This window comes from Micromonospora sp. NPDC047793 (genome assembly GCF_040642635.1).
Classification (GTDB): domain Bacteria; phylum Actinomycetota; class Actinomycetes; order Mycobacteriales; family Micromonosporaceae; genus Micromonospora.
Genome location: NZ_JBEYSG010000002.1, coordinates 426,609 through 442,091, shown reverse-complemented (window position 1 = coordinate 442,091; position 15,483 = coordinate 426,609). Strand labels below are relative to the sequence as shown.

Here is a 15,483-nt window from a genome sequence, read left to right as displayed (position 1 = left end):
CCCGAGGTCGGTCAGGAAGGCGAGCCGCCGAGCCGAGTGCTCGCTGAACGCCTGCGGGACGCCGGACAGTTGGTCCAATGAGCGGCGGAGTTCACGCGTCCTGGCCGGCGGTTGCCCGCCCATCAACGGCTCCAGCAGCCGCACCGGCACCTGCAGTTCGTCCGCCAACTTGTACGCTGTCCGGCTCGCGTGGTGCGGATTCCACTGCCTGATCAGTTCCGGAGTCCGACGGGAGAGGTGTTGATGCCGGATGGCGTGCTCGTAGACGAGATCCGGCTCAAGCCGCAACTCTTCGGCCGTCTCAAGAACCGCCGAGTGATCCAACCAGGGTCGGTCGTGATAATTCCATTCGACCTGCTCCCTGGACACACCGATCCGCTCCGACCACCAGGACGTGAGCAGAACGTCCCCGTCCTGGTCCCAGGTGTCCCGGATGGCCTCGGCCCTGGTGACGACGTCGGCGGCGGCCCCGCTCACCTGCACCGCCGTCAGGCCACCGGCCAGCCGGTCCCAGTCCGCCAGCGCGAAGGCGACGTTGCGAACGCTTCCGATCGTCTGGGCCACCAGGCCGTACGCGGCCAGCGTCGTCGATGCCGGCTTGTCGGCGGCGGCTGCCACGACCAAGCGGGCGAACTGCGCCACCACGGTGTGAAGAAGTCCGGTCAGCACCTGATAGGTGTCCCGGGGCGAGTCCGCACCGTGCAACGTGTCGAGTAGTCCACGAAGCTTCGCCACCATCGGGCCGAAGTCGTCACCTCGTGACGCCGGGCTCCGCCCTGCTTCGTGGCGCAGGTCAGCCATAAGCGCGGGGATGTCTCCGGACGCCACCGTCTCGGCATCGACCGGAGGTATCGACCGGCCAGCTCGGTGCTGTGTCCACCACCGCACACCATCGATCAACGCATCGACGGCACGGCTGGCGGCGCGGACGGCCTCGCCTCGGTTCGAGGCGGTGGTCTCGAGTGTCACGGCGGAAACGGCCGCTCTGGCCGCCGCAGCGACCACCGCCACCCGGCCGATCAGGTACCCCAGGTCAGGATCTTTGGCGACAAAGTCGGCGTCTCGCCACAACTCAGTCATTGCCTGACCGGGGACGCCCTGCCACCGCTGCAGCGCCTCGTACCGCTCGGTGATGGCCGCCATCCGTTTCTGGCGAAGCGGACTCACCACCCGCAGCCCGACTCCATCCGGGCCCACGCCATTGCTCGCGAACCAGAGCAGCGCAGCGACATCCCGGCGGTCCGGGGCGGTGTCATCGGAGTCGATCAGAATCGATCCGTTGCCGTGGTCCAGCGCGGCGAGCAATCCGCGCTGCTCTGCCGTTGCCCTCCGCTCTCCCCAAGGGCTCCGCACCGACGAGTTGCCGGGCAGAGAGCCCCGGTAGATGCTCGGGAGGCTCTCTGATCCCGATGTCGAGTCACTATCGGAGTCGGCCACGGGCGCACCGGCCGGTCGGTCACCCTGCACGCTTCTCGCGCTGCTGGCGTCCGCGCTCGGAACCTGCCGCGGAGGGAGGTCCCCAAATTCCGGAAAGGCCGGCGTAAAGTGTGAGATGTCCGGAAAGTCGGCGAAGTCGGCGCTGGTGACGAGGATGTTCGACAGGTCGAAGTCCAGGTCGTCCGGGGCCGAACGGGGCAGAGCCTCGTCCTGAGCATGCGATGCCGCCCACGTGCGAACCAGTTCCTCCACCTGCCGTGGATCGGGTCGCTTGTCCGGAGGCAGCTCCTTGATCCTCGCGAACAGCGGACGCAGTGGCATCAACCGGCGCGGGTCGGTCTCCCAGTACGCGGCCAGCCAGATCAGCAGATAGGGGAAGTGCGGCAGACCCAGTCTGTAGGCGAGAGCCAGCGCGTCGCCCGGCACCCGGCCGGTCACCTCGGTCAGCCGGACCAGGGCCGCCGCCTGGTCAGGGGAGAGTCCGAGATGGTCGGCCAACGCGACCACGTCACTTCCGTCGACGTCTGACCGCACCAGGACCCGACGCAGGTACGGGCCGGGAACGCCGAGCCGGGCCGCCCAGGCGGCCAGCTCACCCGGACGAGGTACCGCCGCACTCCGCTGCCGGGCCAGCGCTGCGGCAAGTCGTTCCGACGCGGCCGTCGCGGGGAACACCGGCACCAGCGCGTCGGCTACCCGCCCCCTCGGCACGTCCCCGAGCGCCTCCCAGATCAGCCCGGACATGACCGGGGCGGAGGCCAGCGGGCGGAGCTGGTCCACCGGGAAGCCCAGTCGGGCGCTCCACCGCACCCAGTCGCGCAGCGTGGGCCCGCCCGGTTCGAACCGGTCCAACAGCCGGTCCGCCACCTGCTGCCCCTGGAGCCGCAGTTGGTCCCTCGCGCCGGTGGGCGGCACCCCGCCCGCAGCCTCCCGGAGCTGGCCGCCGAGCGCCACCGCCAGGTCGATCGGAGATACGTCCAGCCGCTCGGCCGCCGCCTCCAACGCGACGGGACCGCCCAGGCCGGCGGCAGCGGCCAAGGTGGCCACACCCGTCGCGGCCAGGCGCCGGCCCTCCAGCGCCGCCCGCACGTGTTCGTCGGGCAACTCGTGCAGCAGTTCCAGGGACACCCCGAGCTCGCGCAGTTCCCCCAACCTCGTCCGGTCGGCGGGCGCCAACTCCAGCCGCCGGGACAACCGCATGAACCACACGAGATCGCTGTTGGTGCGTACCCCGGCGTCGGCAAGTTCCGACCGCAACCGGTCGGCCCAGGTCCCCTCGTCGGGCTCGACGTCCCGGGAGCCCGCCGCAGCCCGCACCAGCACGTCGCCGATCGCAGCGACGTCGTCGGGTGACACCGCCAACTCCTGGATCACACCGAAGAGTGGCCCCAGCCCGGCGAGCCCCATGGCCCGAGACCTGGCGGGCAGGTCGAGCGGCACCATGCCGAGCACCTCGACCAGATCGACCAGGTCACGGACCTCGTCCTCGTCGAATCGCAGAGCGGTGGACAGTCGGTCGACCTCGGTCGGGTCGAACCGCAGGCGTCCGTCGGTCAGCAGTCGGGCGGCCTGGGCAGCCGGAACCCCCACGCGCTCGGCCCACCGCACCTCCTGCGGATCCGCCATCAGATCGGCGAGTCGGGGCCGGGCCGGTGCGGCAGGGGGAGTCAGCTCCACCGGGAAGGTGGCCGCCGGCACCGGTACGCCAGGCGCGACGTCCGTCTCGGTCGGCGAGGTCGGCGGAGCGAGATGCGCCAGGTTCAACGCCGCCAACCGGTCGTGCATGCTCCGGTAGGCGGTAGCCACCTCTCCGGCCTCGTTCAGCGATCCCTTCTCGGCCCGCGCCAACGCGCTCCGGTACGCCTCGACGGCGGCCAACGCCTCGACGGCACCCGGACGGCCCTCGTCGGCCAACCGCCGCAGCTCGACGAGTCGGTCCGGCACCGCCCAACTGACCAGCCGCGCCTGCGCCCGGGCCACGACCAGCTCGTCCTCGACCCCGTTCGTACCGATGGGAACGGGCGGCGGGGATGACTGGGACTCCTGCGTGGCTCCGCCGATCGACACCGGCTCCTCAACGGGATCCACCGGACTGCCGGTCCACCAGAGCGGGCTCTCGGGGTCGATCGATTCGTCAGAGGCCGGCCAACCGGAAGGCTGCCCCACCGTGGCCGCCACCTCGTCCAGGCTCATCTGCGCGAGTGCCGCGTCGACGTCGTCGCTCGACATCAGGACGACCGGATCGGCCATCGTCACCCCGAAAGCCAGCCGGTTCTCGAAGTCCGTCAGGTCCGACCGCAGCCAGTGGTTCTCGACTGGCCCGCTCGTCACCGGCACCAGCAGCACCGGCACCGGCTTGCCCCGCTCGCCCTCGGGTAGGTCCCGCCGCAACCGTTGGCCCACCCGCGCCAGCAACGCCGCGCCACCGGGGACCGGCAAGCCCACCGGAAGAAGATCGGCGTCCGCCTGGTAGGCGAGCACGTGAGTGCCCTCGACCGGCGCGACGAGGTGCCGCTGCGCCACCGGCCCCAGCCACCAGACACCTCTGCCGTCCCTGGTGCGCCGCGCCAACGACCCGTCGATCCAGCTCCGGTCCTGTCCGAGGACCTGCTGCACGTACTCGGAGGTCAGTCCGTCGGACGGCCAGGTCGTGTCCGGCTGGGCAAGCCACTCCAGGAGTCGGGCGAGTTCCTGCTTGGCGTGACGCTCGTCGTCCTGCGGGACCAGCCGGCGGAAATCGGTGAGGAGCCAGCTTCTGATCGGCTCACCGGTGTCCCTGGGCGCGTTCGACTCGTATCCGTCGCCGAAATCGAGGTCGGGCCGATAGTCGGTCAGGGCCAGCAGAGCCCGCGTCACCAGGGCCAGGCGTGGCACGGTGACGTGACCGATGCCGAAGGCGTACGCCGTGGCGAAGCCCACCGGGAGCAGTTCCTCACGAGTGATGCCGAGCGTGGCGGCCAGGCCGTTGAGTACCTCAACGAGTTGGAACTCCGAGAGCGCTTCCGGTGCCGGTTCCACCGCTCCCACCAGAGCGGCGGTCAGCATGAAGGGGTCGATGTCGAAGTCGCCCACGCCCGATGTGTGCTCAAGCTGCGAATCGTGGACGGCGTCCTCACCGAAGGCGCTGGTCAGGAGCTGCCTGGTCCACGGTGCCGCAGTCTCACCAGGGGGCAGATCGTCCCACTCGGGGGGGTCGAGGACGGGCCGATGGACCTGTACCAGGCCCAGGTCACCCCGACTGTCCGGGATGCCGGTGAGCCGCTCGGCCAGCAACAGTCCGAGCTGGACGATCGTCCATGGGGTGTCCTGGTCGGGCGCACCGACCACGATCCTCGGCATGCCGAGACCGGGCTCCACCGGCGCCGGCAGCGCGGTCGAGGGCACGTCGGTGGTGTGCACCCAGAGCGTCTGCCCCACCGGCCTGATCTGCCAGTCCACCTGGTTTGTCCGCGTGAAGAGGCCGCCCCCGAGATTGATCAGCGACGCAAGGGTGTTGGTGAGGTGGAAATCGGGCCATTGCGGTTCCGGGTGCACGGTGAAGTAGTCGGCGAAGAGACTCATCGACTGGGCATGCCACCGCGAGTACGGGACGAAGTGGTCGAACAGCTCATCGGCCGGGTCGATCCGGAGGCCGGCCGAGGCGGAGACGGCCAGCACCTGTCCCGCGCCGACCGCCGATGCCAGCTCCACCGCCTGAGTCGGCGTCGGTGGATCGGTGGTCACCACCTCCACCAGGGCGTTCGCCGGCAGTCTGGGCACGATGTCGGCAAGACGTGACAGTGCGTTCTCGGCCCGCCCCAGCTCCACCACCACCGTCGGGCGAGAGCGGTGCACCAGCCGCGGGGAGAAGTCCTGCCGCTCGGCCGACGCCCGCCACAGGTGGGTCCCGGCCTCGCTCGTCTCGGCCCGGTACCTGGAGAGCGACGGCACCTTCGCGGCAGAGACCTTCTGCCAGTCCCGCACCGAACCGCCGGTCGAGAACTCCAGGCCTGCGCGGTACGCCGCACCTTCCAGACCGAGCCGGAACATCATGGCGCCGGTGTCGAAGTCACGGGCCGCCCGGCCGATCATCCGCGCTTCCAGCAGTTGACGTACGGGCGGACTGAACTGCTCGATCCCTCTGACCTTGAGCACCTGCGCCGCATTGCGGAAAGACAGCTCCTCTGCCCTGATGTGCAGGTTGCTGTGGTCTAGATCGATTCTCGTGTAGTGGTTCCACCACAGGTTCAGTGCCAATGGATAGCGCTCGTCGTCGAGACGCAGTGGCTGTGCCCACAGGGCGTCCTGCACGTGCCCGGCGCGGGTCACCCGGTCCATGGCCTCACGGTCGTTGGTGGCACCCGCGACGAGCCGGCCCATCAACGTGTACTGCTCGGCATGGACCCCCTCGTGCGCGAGACCCTCCAGCATGTAGTCGACCGAATCCGACTGCCCGACCTCCAACTCCCAGGTCGTGCCGTCGAACCTGGCCGCATGGTGCTCATCCGACACGTCGGTGATGATGGATCTGGCCGGAGTGAGGTCGACGTCGGCCCCCCGCCGGACGTGCCGGAAGATCAGGTCGGTCTTCTCCTGCCAGGCGCGGCGCTGCCGGTCCCCGCCGCCCAGGGTGCGGTACTCCTTCCGTGCCCGAACTCGGAGTTCCGCCCACAGGGCCGGGTCCCTCGCCCACAGCGAACCGTACTCATCGGCGGCCTTGCGCGGTTGCCAGACCTCGACGCCGCGAACGAGCGTCGTGCCACGATTTCCGGCCGGGTCGGCGAGCATCGCAGCGAGCATGGCGACGAGCGCATCATCCAGGTCAACCGGGTCCGGTGGGGTGACCCGCTGGAAGTGGTCGTCCTTGCGGCGTACCGAGAAGTTGGGGTTCTCCGCCACCTTGTGCAAGGTGACCTCACCGGTGTCCGGGTCCACCGAGACCAGCCACCCGGCGACGACGGTGCTCCCGGGGAACTGCCCCAGGACGTCGGGGGCCGTCGGTGGCGCCGCTTTCGTGGCTGGGCTCCCCCACACGTCGATACCACCGCGCGCCACGACCGCGTACACCATCTCGCCGTCGGCGGGCATCCGGTGCAACCGGTCGACCCCGAAGCCCACCAGCCCGTTGGCCATGCCCGCAAGACCGTCGAACACCGGCATGACGCCGTCCGGGCCGTCGTGCACGCGCTGCTGCAGACCGGTGGTGAAGGCAAGCTCCGGCGGGATCGGCACGGAGGCCCAGAGCGTCTCCGTCTCCCAGCCCGGCCGCCGGCTCTTGGCAAACCAGTCGGGCCAGTTCCGCCGTAGTTGTTTCTCGGTGTACCCCGGAGGCACCACGATGGCGGGAACGCTCGGTGCCGAGGCGGCCGCAGCCGTCCCCGCCGAGGACGACCCGGAGCCCCCCCGCCGCGCTGAGGACGACCCGGAGCCGCCCCGCCGTGACGACGACGAGCCGGGCGCGCCGCCCAGCACCCGGGGCATCCACTCGCCGTTGACCAGGCGAAGGTCGACCGTCAGCTCGCTGGTCTCCGGGTGCAGACCGTGCACCCCGGCATCGTCGATGAACACCGGGATCTCGACCCGCTGGAAGCGGCCCTCCATCCACTGCCGCACGGAGACGCGACCGACAAGGCCCCGCCCCGTCGCCGTGACCGGACCGTACGCCACGACCTCGGTCAGCTCGGTGATGCGCTCCCGCAACCGGTCGATCTCCGACTGGGCCCGCGCCACCTCCGTCGACGTGTCAGCGCCGGCACCGTCCGCACGCAGGCGCACCAGATGCTCCGCCCACCTGGTGAGATGCTCCCGCATCGTGGCCAGGCGCACCCGACCGGCGTCCTCGGGCTGCTGCCCCATCGCCGACCCGACCACGCTCTCGTCGAGGTCCATCGGGTCGGCGACCGCATCGTCCTCCACGGCGACAACGACCGGATCGGCCATCGTCACCCCGAGGCTGAGCCGGTTCTCCGTCTCTGTCAACTCGGCCCGCAGCCGATCGCTGTCGGCCGGGGCAGAGATCACCGGGACCAGCAGCACCGGAGTGCCCCACTCCTCCTCCGGTAGCTGTCGCCGCACCAGTTGGCCCACCCGCATCAGCAGGGCGGCACCCCCGGGGACCGGCATCCCCACCGGCAGAAGATCAGCACCAGCCGCGTACGCGAGCACGAGGGTGTCCTCGACGGGAGCGACGAGGTGCCGCTGCACCACCGGCCCCAACCACCAGACCCCACTGCCGTCCGGCGTCCGCTGCGACAGCACCTGGTCGGTCCAGCTCCTGTCCCTGCCGACCACCTGCTGTAGGTACTCGGAGGACAGTCCCTCGGCGGGCCAGGTCGTGCCCGGATGTCCGAGCCACTCCAGCAGCCGCAAGAGTTCGTGCTTGGCACTACGCTCGTTGTCGTCCGGCACCAGGCTGCGGAAACTGTTCAGGATCCGGCTCTCGTCCGGCTGTTCCCTCCCCCGGTCGGGCAGGGCCTGCAACGCCCGCGTCACCACGGTCAGACGTGGCACGGTGACATGACCGATGCCGTGAGCGAACGCCGTGACAAAACCCACCGGAAGAAGTTCCTCGCGGGTCACGCCGAGCCTGGCGGCCAGGCCGGTCAACACCTCGACCAGGTGGGACTCCGACATCGCCTGCGGTGCCGGGTCCACCGCACCCACCAGAGCAGCCGTCAACACGTACGGGTCGATGTCGAAGTCCTCGATCTTCGACGTGTGGGTGAGCCTCGGATCGTCGACGCCGTGCTCACCGAAGGCACTGACCAGGAGCTGCCGGGTGAATGGAGCGGCGGTCTCGACAGGGGTCAGGTCGTGCAGCTCGGGTGGCTCCAGGACAGGCCGGTGAATCTGCACCAGGTCCGGCATACCGCGACTGTCCGGAACACCGGTGAGCTGCTCGGCCAGCAGCAGCCCGAGCTGGACGATCGCCCACGGGGTGTCCCGACCGGGAGCGCCGACGACGATCCTCGGCATTCCGTTGTCGGGCTCCGCCGGCACCGGCAACGCCCCGGCCGGCTCGTCGGAGGCACGCACCCAGAGCGTCTGTCCCACCGGCCTGATCTGCCAGTCGCTCAGGTCCTGCCGGATGAAGACCCCGCCTCCGACGTTGTACAGCGGCTTCAGCGCGTAGTTGAGTCGGAGCAAGGGCCGTTGCGGTTCGGTGTGCACGGTGAAGTAGTCGGCGAAGAGGCTCATCGACTGTGCGTGCCACCGCGAGTACGGCACGAAGTGGTCGAACAGTGGATCGGCCGGATCGATCCGAGGACCGGACGAGACGGAGACAGCCACCGTCTGTCCCTCACCGACTGTCGAGGCCAGCTCCACCGCCTGGGTCGGCGTCAGTGGATCGGAGGTCACCACCGCCACCAGAGCGTCCGCCGGCAGATGCGGCACGACGTCGGCAAGACGCGACAGCGCGTTCCCGGCTCGACCCAACTCCACCACGACGGTGGGGCGAGAGTGGTGCACCAGTCGCGAGGACGAATCCTGCCGCCCGACCGACGCCGGCCACAGGTGGCTCCCGGCCTCGTTTCTCTCGACCTGATAGCCGGCGAGCGACGGCACCTCGGCAGCAGCGACCTTCTGCCAGTCCCGCACCGAGCCGCCGGTCGAGAAGTCCAGAGCCGCACGGTACGCCGGACCTTCCAGCCCGAGCCGGACCAGCAGAATGCCCAGTTCGAAGTGGTGTGCCGTCCGGCCGACCAGCCGCGCTGTCAGCAGCTGGCGTACGGGTGCGCTGAACTGCCCGATCTCCAGGGCCTTGACCAGTTGGGCCTCGGTCCGTCTGCGCAGCAGCGCCGCGTCCCGGCGTACGTCATGGATGCGCCCATCCAGCTCTGAGTGGTGGTGCCACCAGAGGCGCAGCGCCAACGAATAGCGTGGATCGCCGCGGTCGAGTGGCCGTGCCCACAGCGCCTCACGCGCAATGGGGACCCCAGTGACCAGGTCCAGCGTCTCGGGGTCGTTGCTGGCACCGGCGACGAGCCGCCCCATCAGCGCATACTGCTCAGCGTGGAGTCCCTCGTGCGCAAAGAACGCGAGCCGGTCGTCGATGGAGTCCGACTCCCCGACCTCCACCGTCCAGCCCGTTCCGTCGAACATGGCTGAGGAGCCCGTCCCCGCCAGATCGGTGACGACGGTTCTGGCCGCGGGAATGCCGTTGGAACCGGCGTTGAGGTACCGGAAGAGCAGGTCGCTGGCCTTCTGCCAGGCACGGTGCTGCTCGCGTCCGCTGCCCAGAGCACCCTGGTCACGCCGGGCTAGACGCCGCAGCTCCGCCCAGTAGGCCGGGTTCGTCGCCTCCAGCAACCCGTAGTCCTCGATCACCCTGCTCGGCGTCCACACCGCGTCCCCGCGAGTGAGCGTCGTGTCATGCTTTCCCGCGAGGCGGGTAAGCATGGCGGCGAGCTCACCGTCCAGAGCCGTCAACGTGGCTGCGGGTGAGCCTTCCCGGTGCACCGCCAGGTTGGGGTTCGCCGCCGCCTGGCCCAGGATGATCTGACCGGTGTGCGGGTCCACCGACACCGGCCATCCGGCGACGACGCTGGTCCCGGTGAACTGGCCCAGGACGTCGGGTGCGGTGCGCGGTGCCGCCGCCGTGGCCGGGCTTCCCCACACGTCGATCCCGCCGGACGCCACGACGGCATAGACCATCTCGCCGTCGGCGGGCATCCGGTGCAACCGGCCGACTCCGAAGCCCACCAGCCCGTTCGCCATGCCTGCGGTGCCGCCGAACACCGGCTGGACGCCGTCCGGGCCGTCGTGCACGCGCTGCTGCAGGCCGGTGGTGAAGGCAAGCTCCGGCGGAATCGGTACCGAGGCCCAGAGCGGTCTCGTCTCCCAGTCCGGCCGCCGGCTCTCGACATACCGGTCGGGCAAGGTCCGCCGCAGGTTCTGCTCGGTGTAACCGGCAGGCACCACGATGGCGGAAGCACTCGGTGTCGCACCGGGCACGGCCGTCCTAGCCGCCGACGATGATCCGGGCCCGCTCCGCCGAGCTGACGACGAACCCACCCGTCGCTGCGACGAGCCGGGCGCGCCGCCTAGGAGACGGGGCGTCCACTCACCGTCGACCAGGCGAAGGTCACCGGTGATCTCGCCTGTCTCCGGGTGGGTGCTGTGCACCCCCGCCTCATCGACGAGCACCGGGACTCGCAGCCAATCGAGCCGGCCGTCCGATGCCGAGATCCGCACCCTGGCGTGGCTGGTCAGGCCCGATGCCGTCGCCGTCACCTGACCGTCGCCCACGAGCCTGGTCAACTCGGTGATCCGACTGTGCCGATGGTGGATGTCGGCCTGGAGGTTCCACTCACGGGTGGACAGATCGGCTATACGCCGGATCGCGTCGGCCATCCGGACCTGGTCCTGGCCCGCCCGGTCACGCTCCCGCTTCGCTTCTTCCAGGCGCGACCGCAGTCTCCGCAACTCCTCCGCCCGCGCCATCAGCTCGCGCCGCATTCCGGCGAGATGGGCCGACCCCACGGCCACCGGTGGCGTCGTCTCGGGACGAATCACCGGCTCCGCGAGCATCAGGTTCAAACGCTCCATGCGGAACTGACCGAACCGCACCCGATCATCGAGCCGAGCCAGATCGGTCCGCAGCCCGTCGGCGTCCACCAACTCGGACGTCACCGGCACCAGCAGCAGGGGAAGGGGATCTGGTCCCCACTGCCTCGGCAGGCGTTCCCGGACCGCCACGGCGGTCATCGCCAGGGCCGCGACGCCGGCAGGTACCGGCATCTGCGCCGGCATGAGATCCGTGTTCGCCGCGTATCCCACGACGATATGGCCGGGAACTGCGGACACCTCGTGCTGCTCGGTCGGTGGCCCCAGCCACCAGGTCTCCTCGCCGGAGTCGAGTCGCCGGGGCGACAGCGCCGGGCTCTCCCGCCACCGACGGTCGTCGTCGAAGGCGGCGGCCAGCTCGGCCATGGTCAGGCTCACGGCGTTCCCCTCCGAGTGCCGCGCTTCGACCAGTTCGAAGAGCCGTAGGAGACCGGTGACGTCACCGTGATCGTCCGAGTTGTGGCCGACCGCCTGTAGCAGATACCGGACCGCGAGATCGCCGGCCGGCATGGGAACGCCGGGGGCCGTGTCGAGCAGTGCCCTGAGCAGTCGCTGCGCCTGGCGTAGACGTGGCTCGGTCACCCCACCGACGCCGTACGCCATGGCGGTGACGTAGCCGACCGTCAGCAACTCCGACCGGGTCACGCTGAGCCGGTCGGTCAACTCGTCGATCGCGACGACAAGCTGCTCGGGCATCACCTCCGCCGGCCGGGCGTCCACTGCACCGAGCAGGGCGTACGTCAGCAGATGCCGGTCGAGACCGAGGTCTCCTGCCGACGCGTCGATCCGCGGCTCGTTTCGGTCGATGTCCGCGCCGAAGATCAGCGAGGGCAACCGGTCAGTCCAGCCCGGTGCGTTCGGCTCCGGCTCGATCGAGAGCCCGGGCAACGGAGGTGCCTTGACGACAGGTCGGTGAACCTGGAGAAGGCGTGGATCCGACGCGGCGTTCGGCACTCCGGTGAGGTAGTCGACCAGTGCGTTCGCAACCTGGACCACACCCCACGGGGTGTCGCGGCCCGGGACCCCGACGACCAGGCGGGGTACCCCGGCCGCAGCATCGGCTGGGACCGGTTGCGCCTGCGGCGATTCGTCCGCCGGGCGAACAAGCAGGTTGTCACCGACCGGGACCGCCTGCCACCCCAAGACGTCGAACGTCCCACCACCGAGGCTGGACATCTGTGGTAGCCCGGAGCCCACGATCTCGGGAGCCTGTGGAACACGATGCACGGTGAAATAGGCCGCGAAGGGGATCATCGACACGTCGTGCCAAGGTGAGTGACCGACGAAGTGTTCGATCAGCCGATCATCGCCGGTGGGGGGAGTGGCCGTAGCAGCGCCGACGGCCAGCACCTGGTCGTCGGCGAGGAGTCCGGCCAGCTCGACGGCCTCCTCCGGGCTCAGCCGATGCGGTGTCACCAGGACCACCATCGCCGACGCGGGAAGCACCTCCGCCGCTTGCGACAGGACCGACGCGGCGTTTCCGGTATCGCCCACCTCGACGACGATCTGCGGGCGCGCCGGATGAACGAGTCGGGCCTGGTCCTCCAGCCGCTCGGCGTGTTCCGGCCACAGGTGGGCACCGGCCGCGTTCGTCTCGGCCCGGTATCCGGGCAGGCGCGGCGCCTCAGGGTGGACCCGTTGCCAGTCACGGACGGACCCTCCCGTGGTGAAGGCCCGCTCCACCACGTACGCCGGGATCTCCATCGGACGCGCCAGAGCGCGCACGGTCCGCTCCAGCCACAGGCGATACGAACGAGTCAGGTCGGCGGCGAGGCGGTCCCGCACCACCGGATTGAACCCGGCATCGGCCGTTGCCAACCTTTGCTTGGCCCTGCTGAGAGCAGCGGAGGCGGAGTTCCGCGCCATGAAGATGGTGCCGCCTTCGCGGTCCACCACCTTTCTGTCCCACAGAGTGCGGATGGCCGCGTCGTAACGCGGGTCCTCCACCGGAAGGGGATGCCTCCACAGCGACCCGGCGATGCTGGGCTGCGACACCATGGCCCGAAGAACGGCGAAGTCGTTCGTGGACCGCGCAACCGCTCCGAACATGACCAGATGCTGCTCGACGTGAAAGGACTCGTGAATGAACGTGGTCAGCCGTTGGTCGAGCGGACCTCTCCGACCGACATGCATGATCCAGCTATTCGGATCGAAGGACCCCTGGCCGTCGATGTCGAGGAGCAGCACTTCGATTCTCGGAGCACGGAGCCGTTCGGCGAAGCGGTCGGCGAGTTCCTGCCATGCCCCCTGTTGTCGAATGACGTCGACTTCGTCGGAGAAGGCTGCGACGTTGTCCCGGACCTGGCTACGCACCTCCGCCCAGTAGTCCGGATCCATCGACCAGAAAGACCGATAGTTCGCCGGCCGGACCGGATCGTCCTGTCCTCGGCCCGGCGCTACGCCCTGCTGGGCCACCATTACGTGGAGGAGTTCGACGATCTCGGCGTCCAGCCGGTCGACGTCGGGGAGTCCGACCGTCGCACCGGTCTCGTCACGGACATCGACCAACGGGTTGGGCCGTACCGGCCCCAAGCGGACCGCACCGGACGCGTCGACGGACACCCGCCACGCGGCGAGCACGTTGTTACCCGTTACCTGACCCAGCACCTCGGGTACCGATGGGGAAACCGCCGCCAAGGCCGGGCTCGCCGATACGTCAATACCGCCCTGAGCAAGGGCGACATAGATGACGTCGCCGTCCAGCGGGATCCGGGGAAGTCGCCCCACTCCGAATCCCACCAGCCCGTTGGCCATTCCGGCGGACCCGTCGAGCACGGGCCGCAGCACGTGCACACCAGCGTGGTCCTCGGTCGTCCTCGCCTCCAGACCGATCGTGAAGGCCACCTCGGGCGGTAGTGCGACGACGGCGAACAGCGGGGTGGCTGTCCAGTCCGACCGTTGGCTTGGCCGGTACTGCTGCGGCATGCCATCCAACAACCTGCGCGGCGTCGTCCCCGAGGCGCTGGCGGCGGGACTGGCATCGACCGGTCCGGCTGTCGCGGAAGGGCCGACCGGGGATCCCCACGCCGGGGCCAGGCCAGGACCACCGCCACGCAACGGGCGCAACCACTCCCCCCGGTCCAGGTGGAACTCACCGGTCAGGGCACCCGTGTCCGGGTGTCTGCTACGCACGCCCGCCTCGTCGACGCGCACTGGGATTCGGACGTATCCGGCGCGCCCCTCCACCGCCTGCCGCACCCAGACGTGGCTGTGCAGGATGCCGTCCGGCGTCTCCTCGATCGGCTCGTGCTCAGTGATCTTGGTCAGCTCGGCGATTCGCGTCCGCTGACGATCGACCTCGGCAGCGATCTCCCACTCCCGTGCGGCCAGGTCGGCAGTCCCGGAGGAGGCAGCCGGTTCCTCGGCGTCCCGGCCATGGTCTATGGCAGTCGATGCGGAGCGCAACTCCCAGAGCTCGGTGCCTGTCTCGATGAACGTGCGCCGCATCTCGGCCAGGCGCGCCTCCACCTCTGCGGAGCGCTGCTCGATGACCGGCGGGTGATCCGCCCACTCTTCGGCAGTCTCGCCGGACAGGGCAGGTGCGGGCGGGGCGGGTACGGGCGGGGTCTCGACGTCCACGCTGACCGGCCGATGGTCCGCGTCGATCAGCACCACCGTGGTGGCCGCGTCGCGCAGCGCCACCATCCGCCAGTCGTCGGTGAGCCGGACGGCGATCGGCATGGTGTCCGAATCCGACGCCCCGACCCACCGCACGTCCTCGCCGTCCGGCAGCAGCCAGGCCACCGCCGGCCCGCCGTTCGGTGCCCGGTAGGACACCAGCGCTGCCGATTCCGGGGCGGCGCGCAGCGTGGCACGCAGCACGTCGGCGGCGATCGGCTGGGCTGACCCGCCGACCATCGTCGGCACGTCGGCAACGGCGACGGGCAGCACCTTTCGGAGCAGGGCCGCCGCCTCCGGCTCGGCACCGGACCGGACCAGGTGGATCGCGGCGGCCAGGCTCCCGGGCGGGATGCTCACCCGCAGCGCCCGCCGGATCTCCTCCAGGTCGGCCAGCAGGGCCTCGACGCGTCGGCGGCCAGACTCCTCGTCGGCGACGATCCGGTCGTACGCGGCCCGCAGCGCCGCTCGTCCGGCCACGTGTGACCACGGCAGCACCCGTACCGACGTGGCGTCGTCCCACGACGCCTCCCGGCCGCGCGCGTCGACCGGCACCAGTTGCGGTGCACGCGCCTCGCCCACCGGCACCTGCACCTGGAGGCGGTAGAGGTCGGCGAGGCCACCGAGGCCCTCCGGGTCGTCCGGGAGCGGCTGCCCTCCGGTGGCCCAGCGGTCGAGGTCCCACGGCACCAGCACCAGGGCGTCGGGGAACGGCTGTCCGCGCAGGTAGTCCAGGCCGGCGGCGGAGCGCGGCGTCTCCTCGATCAGATAGACCAGCGTGCCGTCGTCCGGCGCCGGAGTGGCGACCGCGACCGCCCGGGCGACGGGGTGCGTCGTCTGGGTCATCGCGCCGGTGAGCACGAAGCGGCCCGGAACGGCCAT

General features: G+C 70.2%; 1 protein-coding gene (cut by a window edge). It reads right to left on the bottom strand.

Translation table 11 applies throughout. From position 1 onward, the window contains the following. Positions 1–15,483 carry the start of a hypothetical protein gene (locus ABZ738_RS06425; protein ID WP_357211518.1) on the bottom strand. 23,409 nt of this gene lie to the left of the window's left edge, so 15,483 of the gene's 38,892 nt are visible here — the first part of the coding sequence; its start codon is at positions 15,481–15,483; its stop codon lies beyond the left edge, outside the window.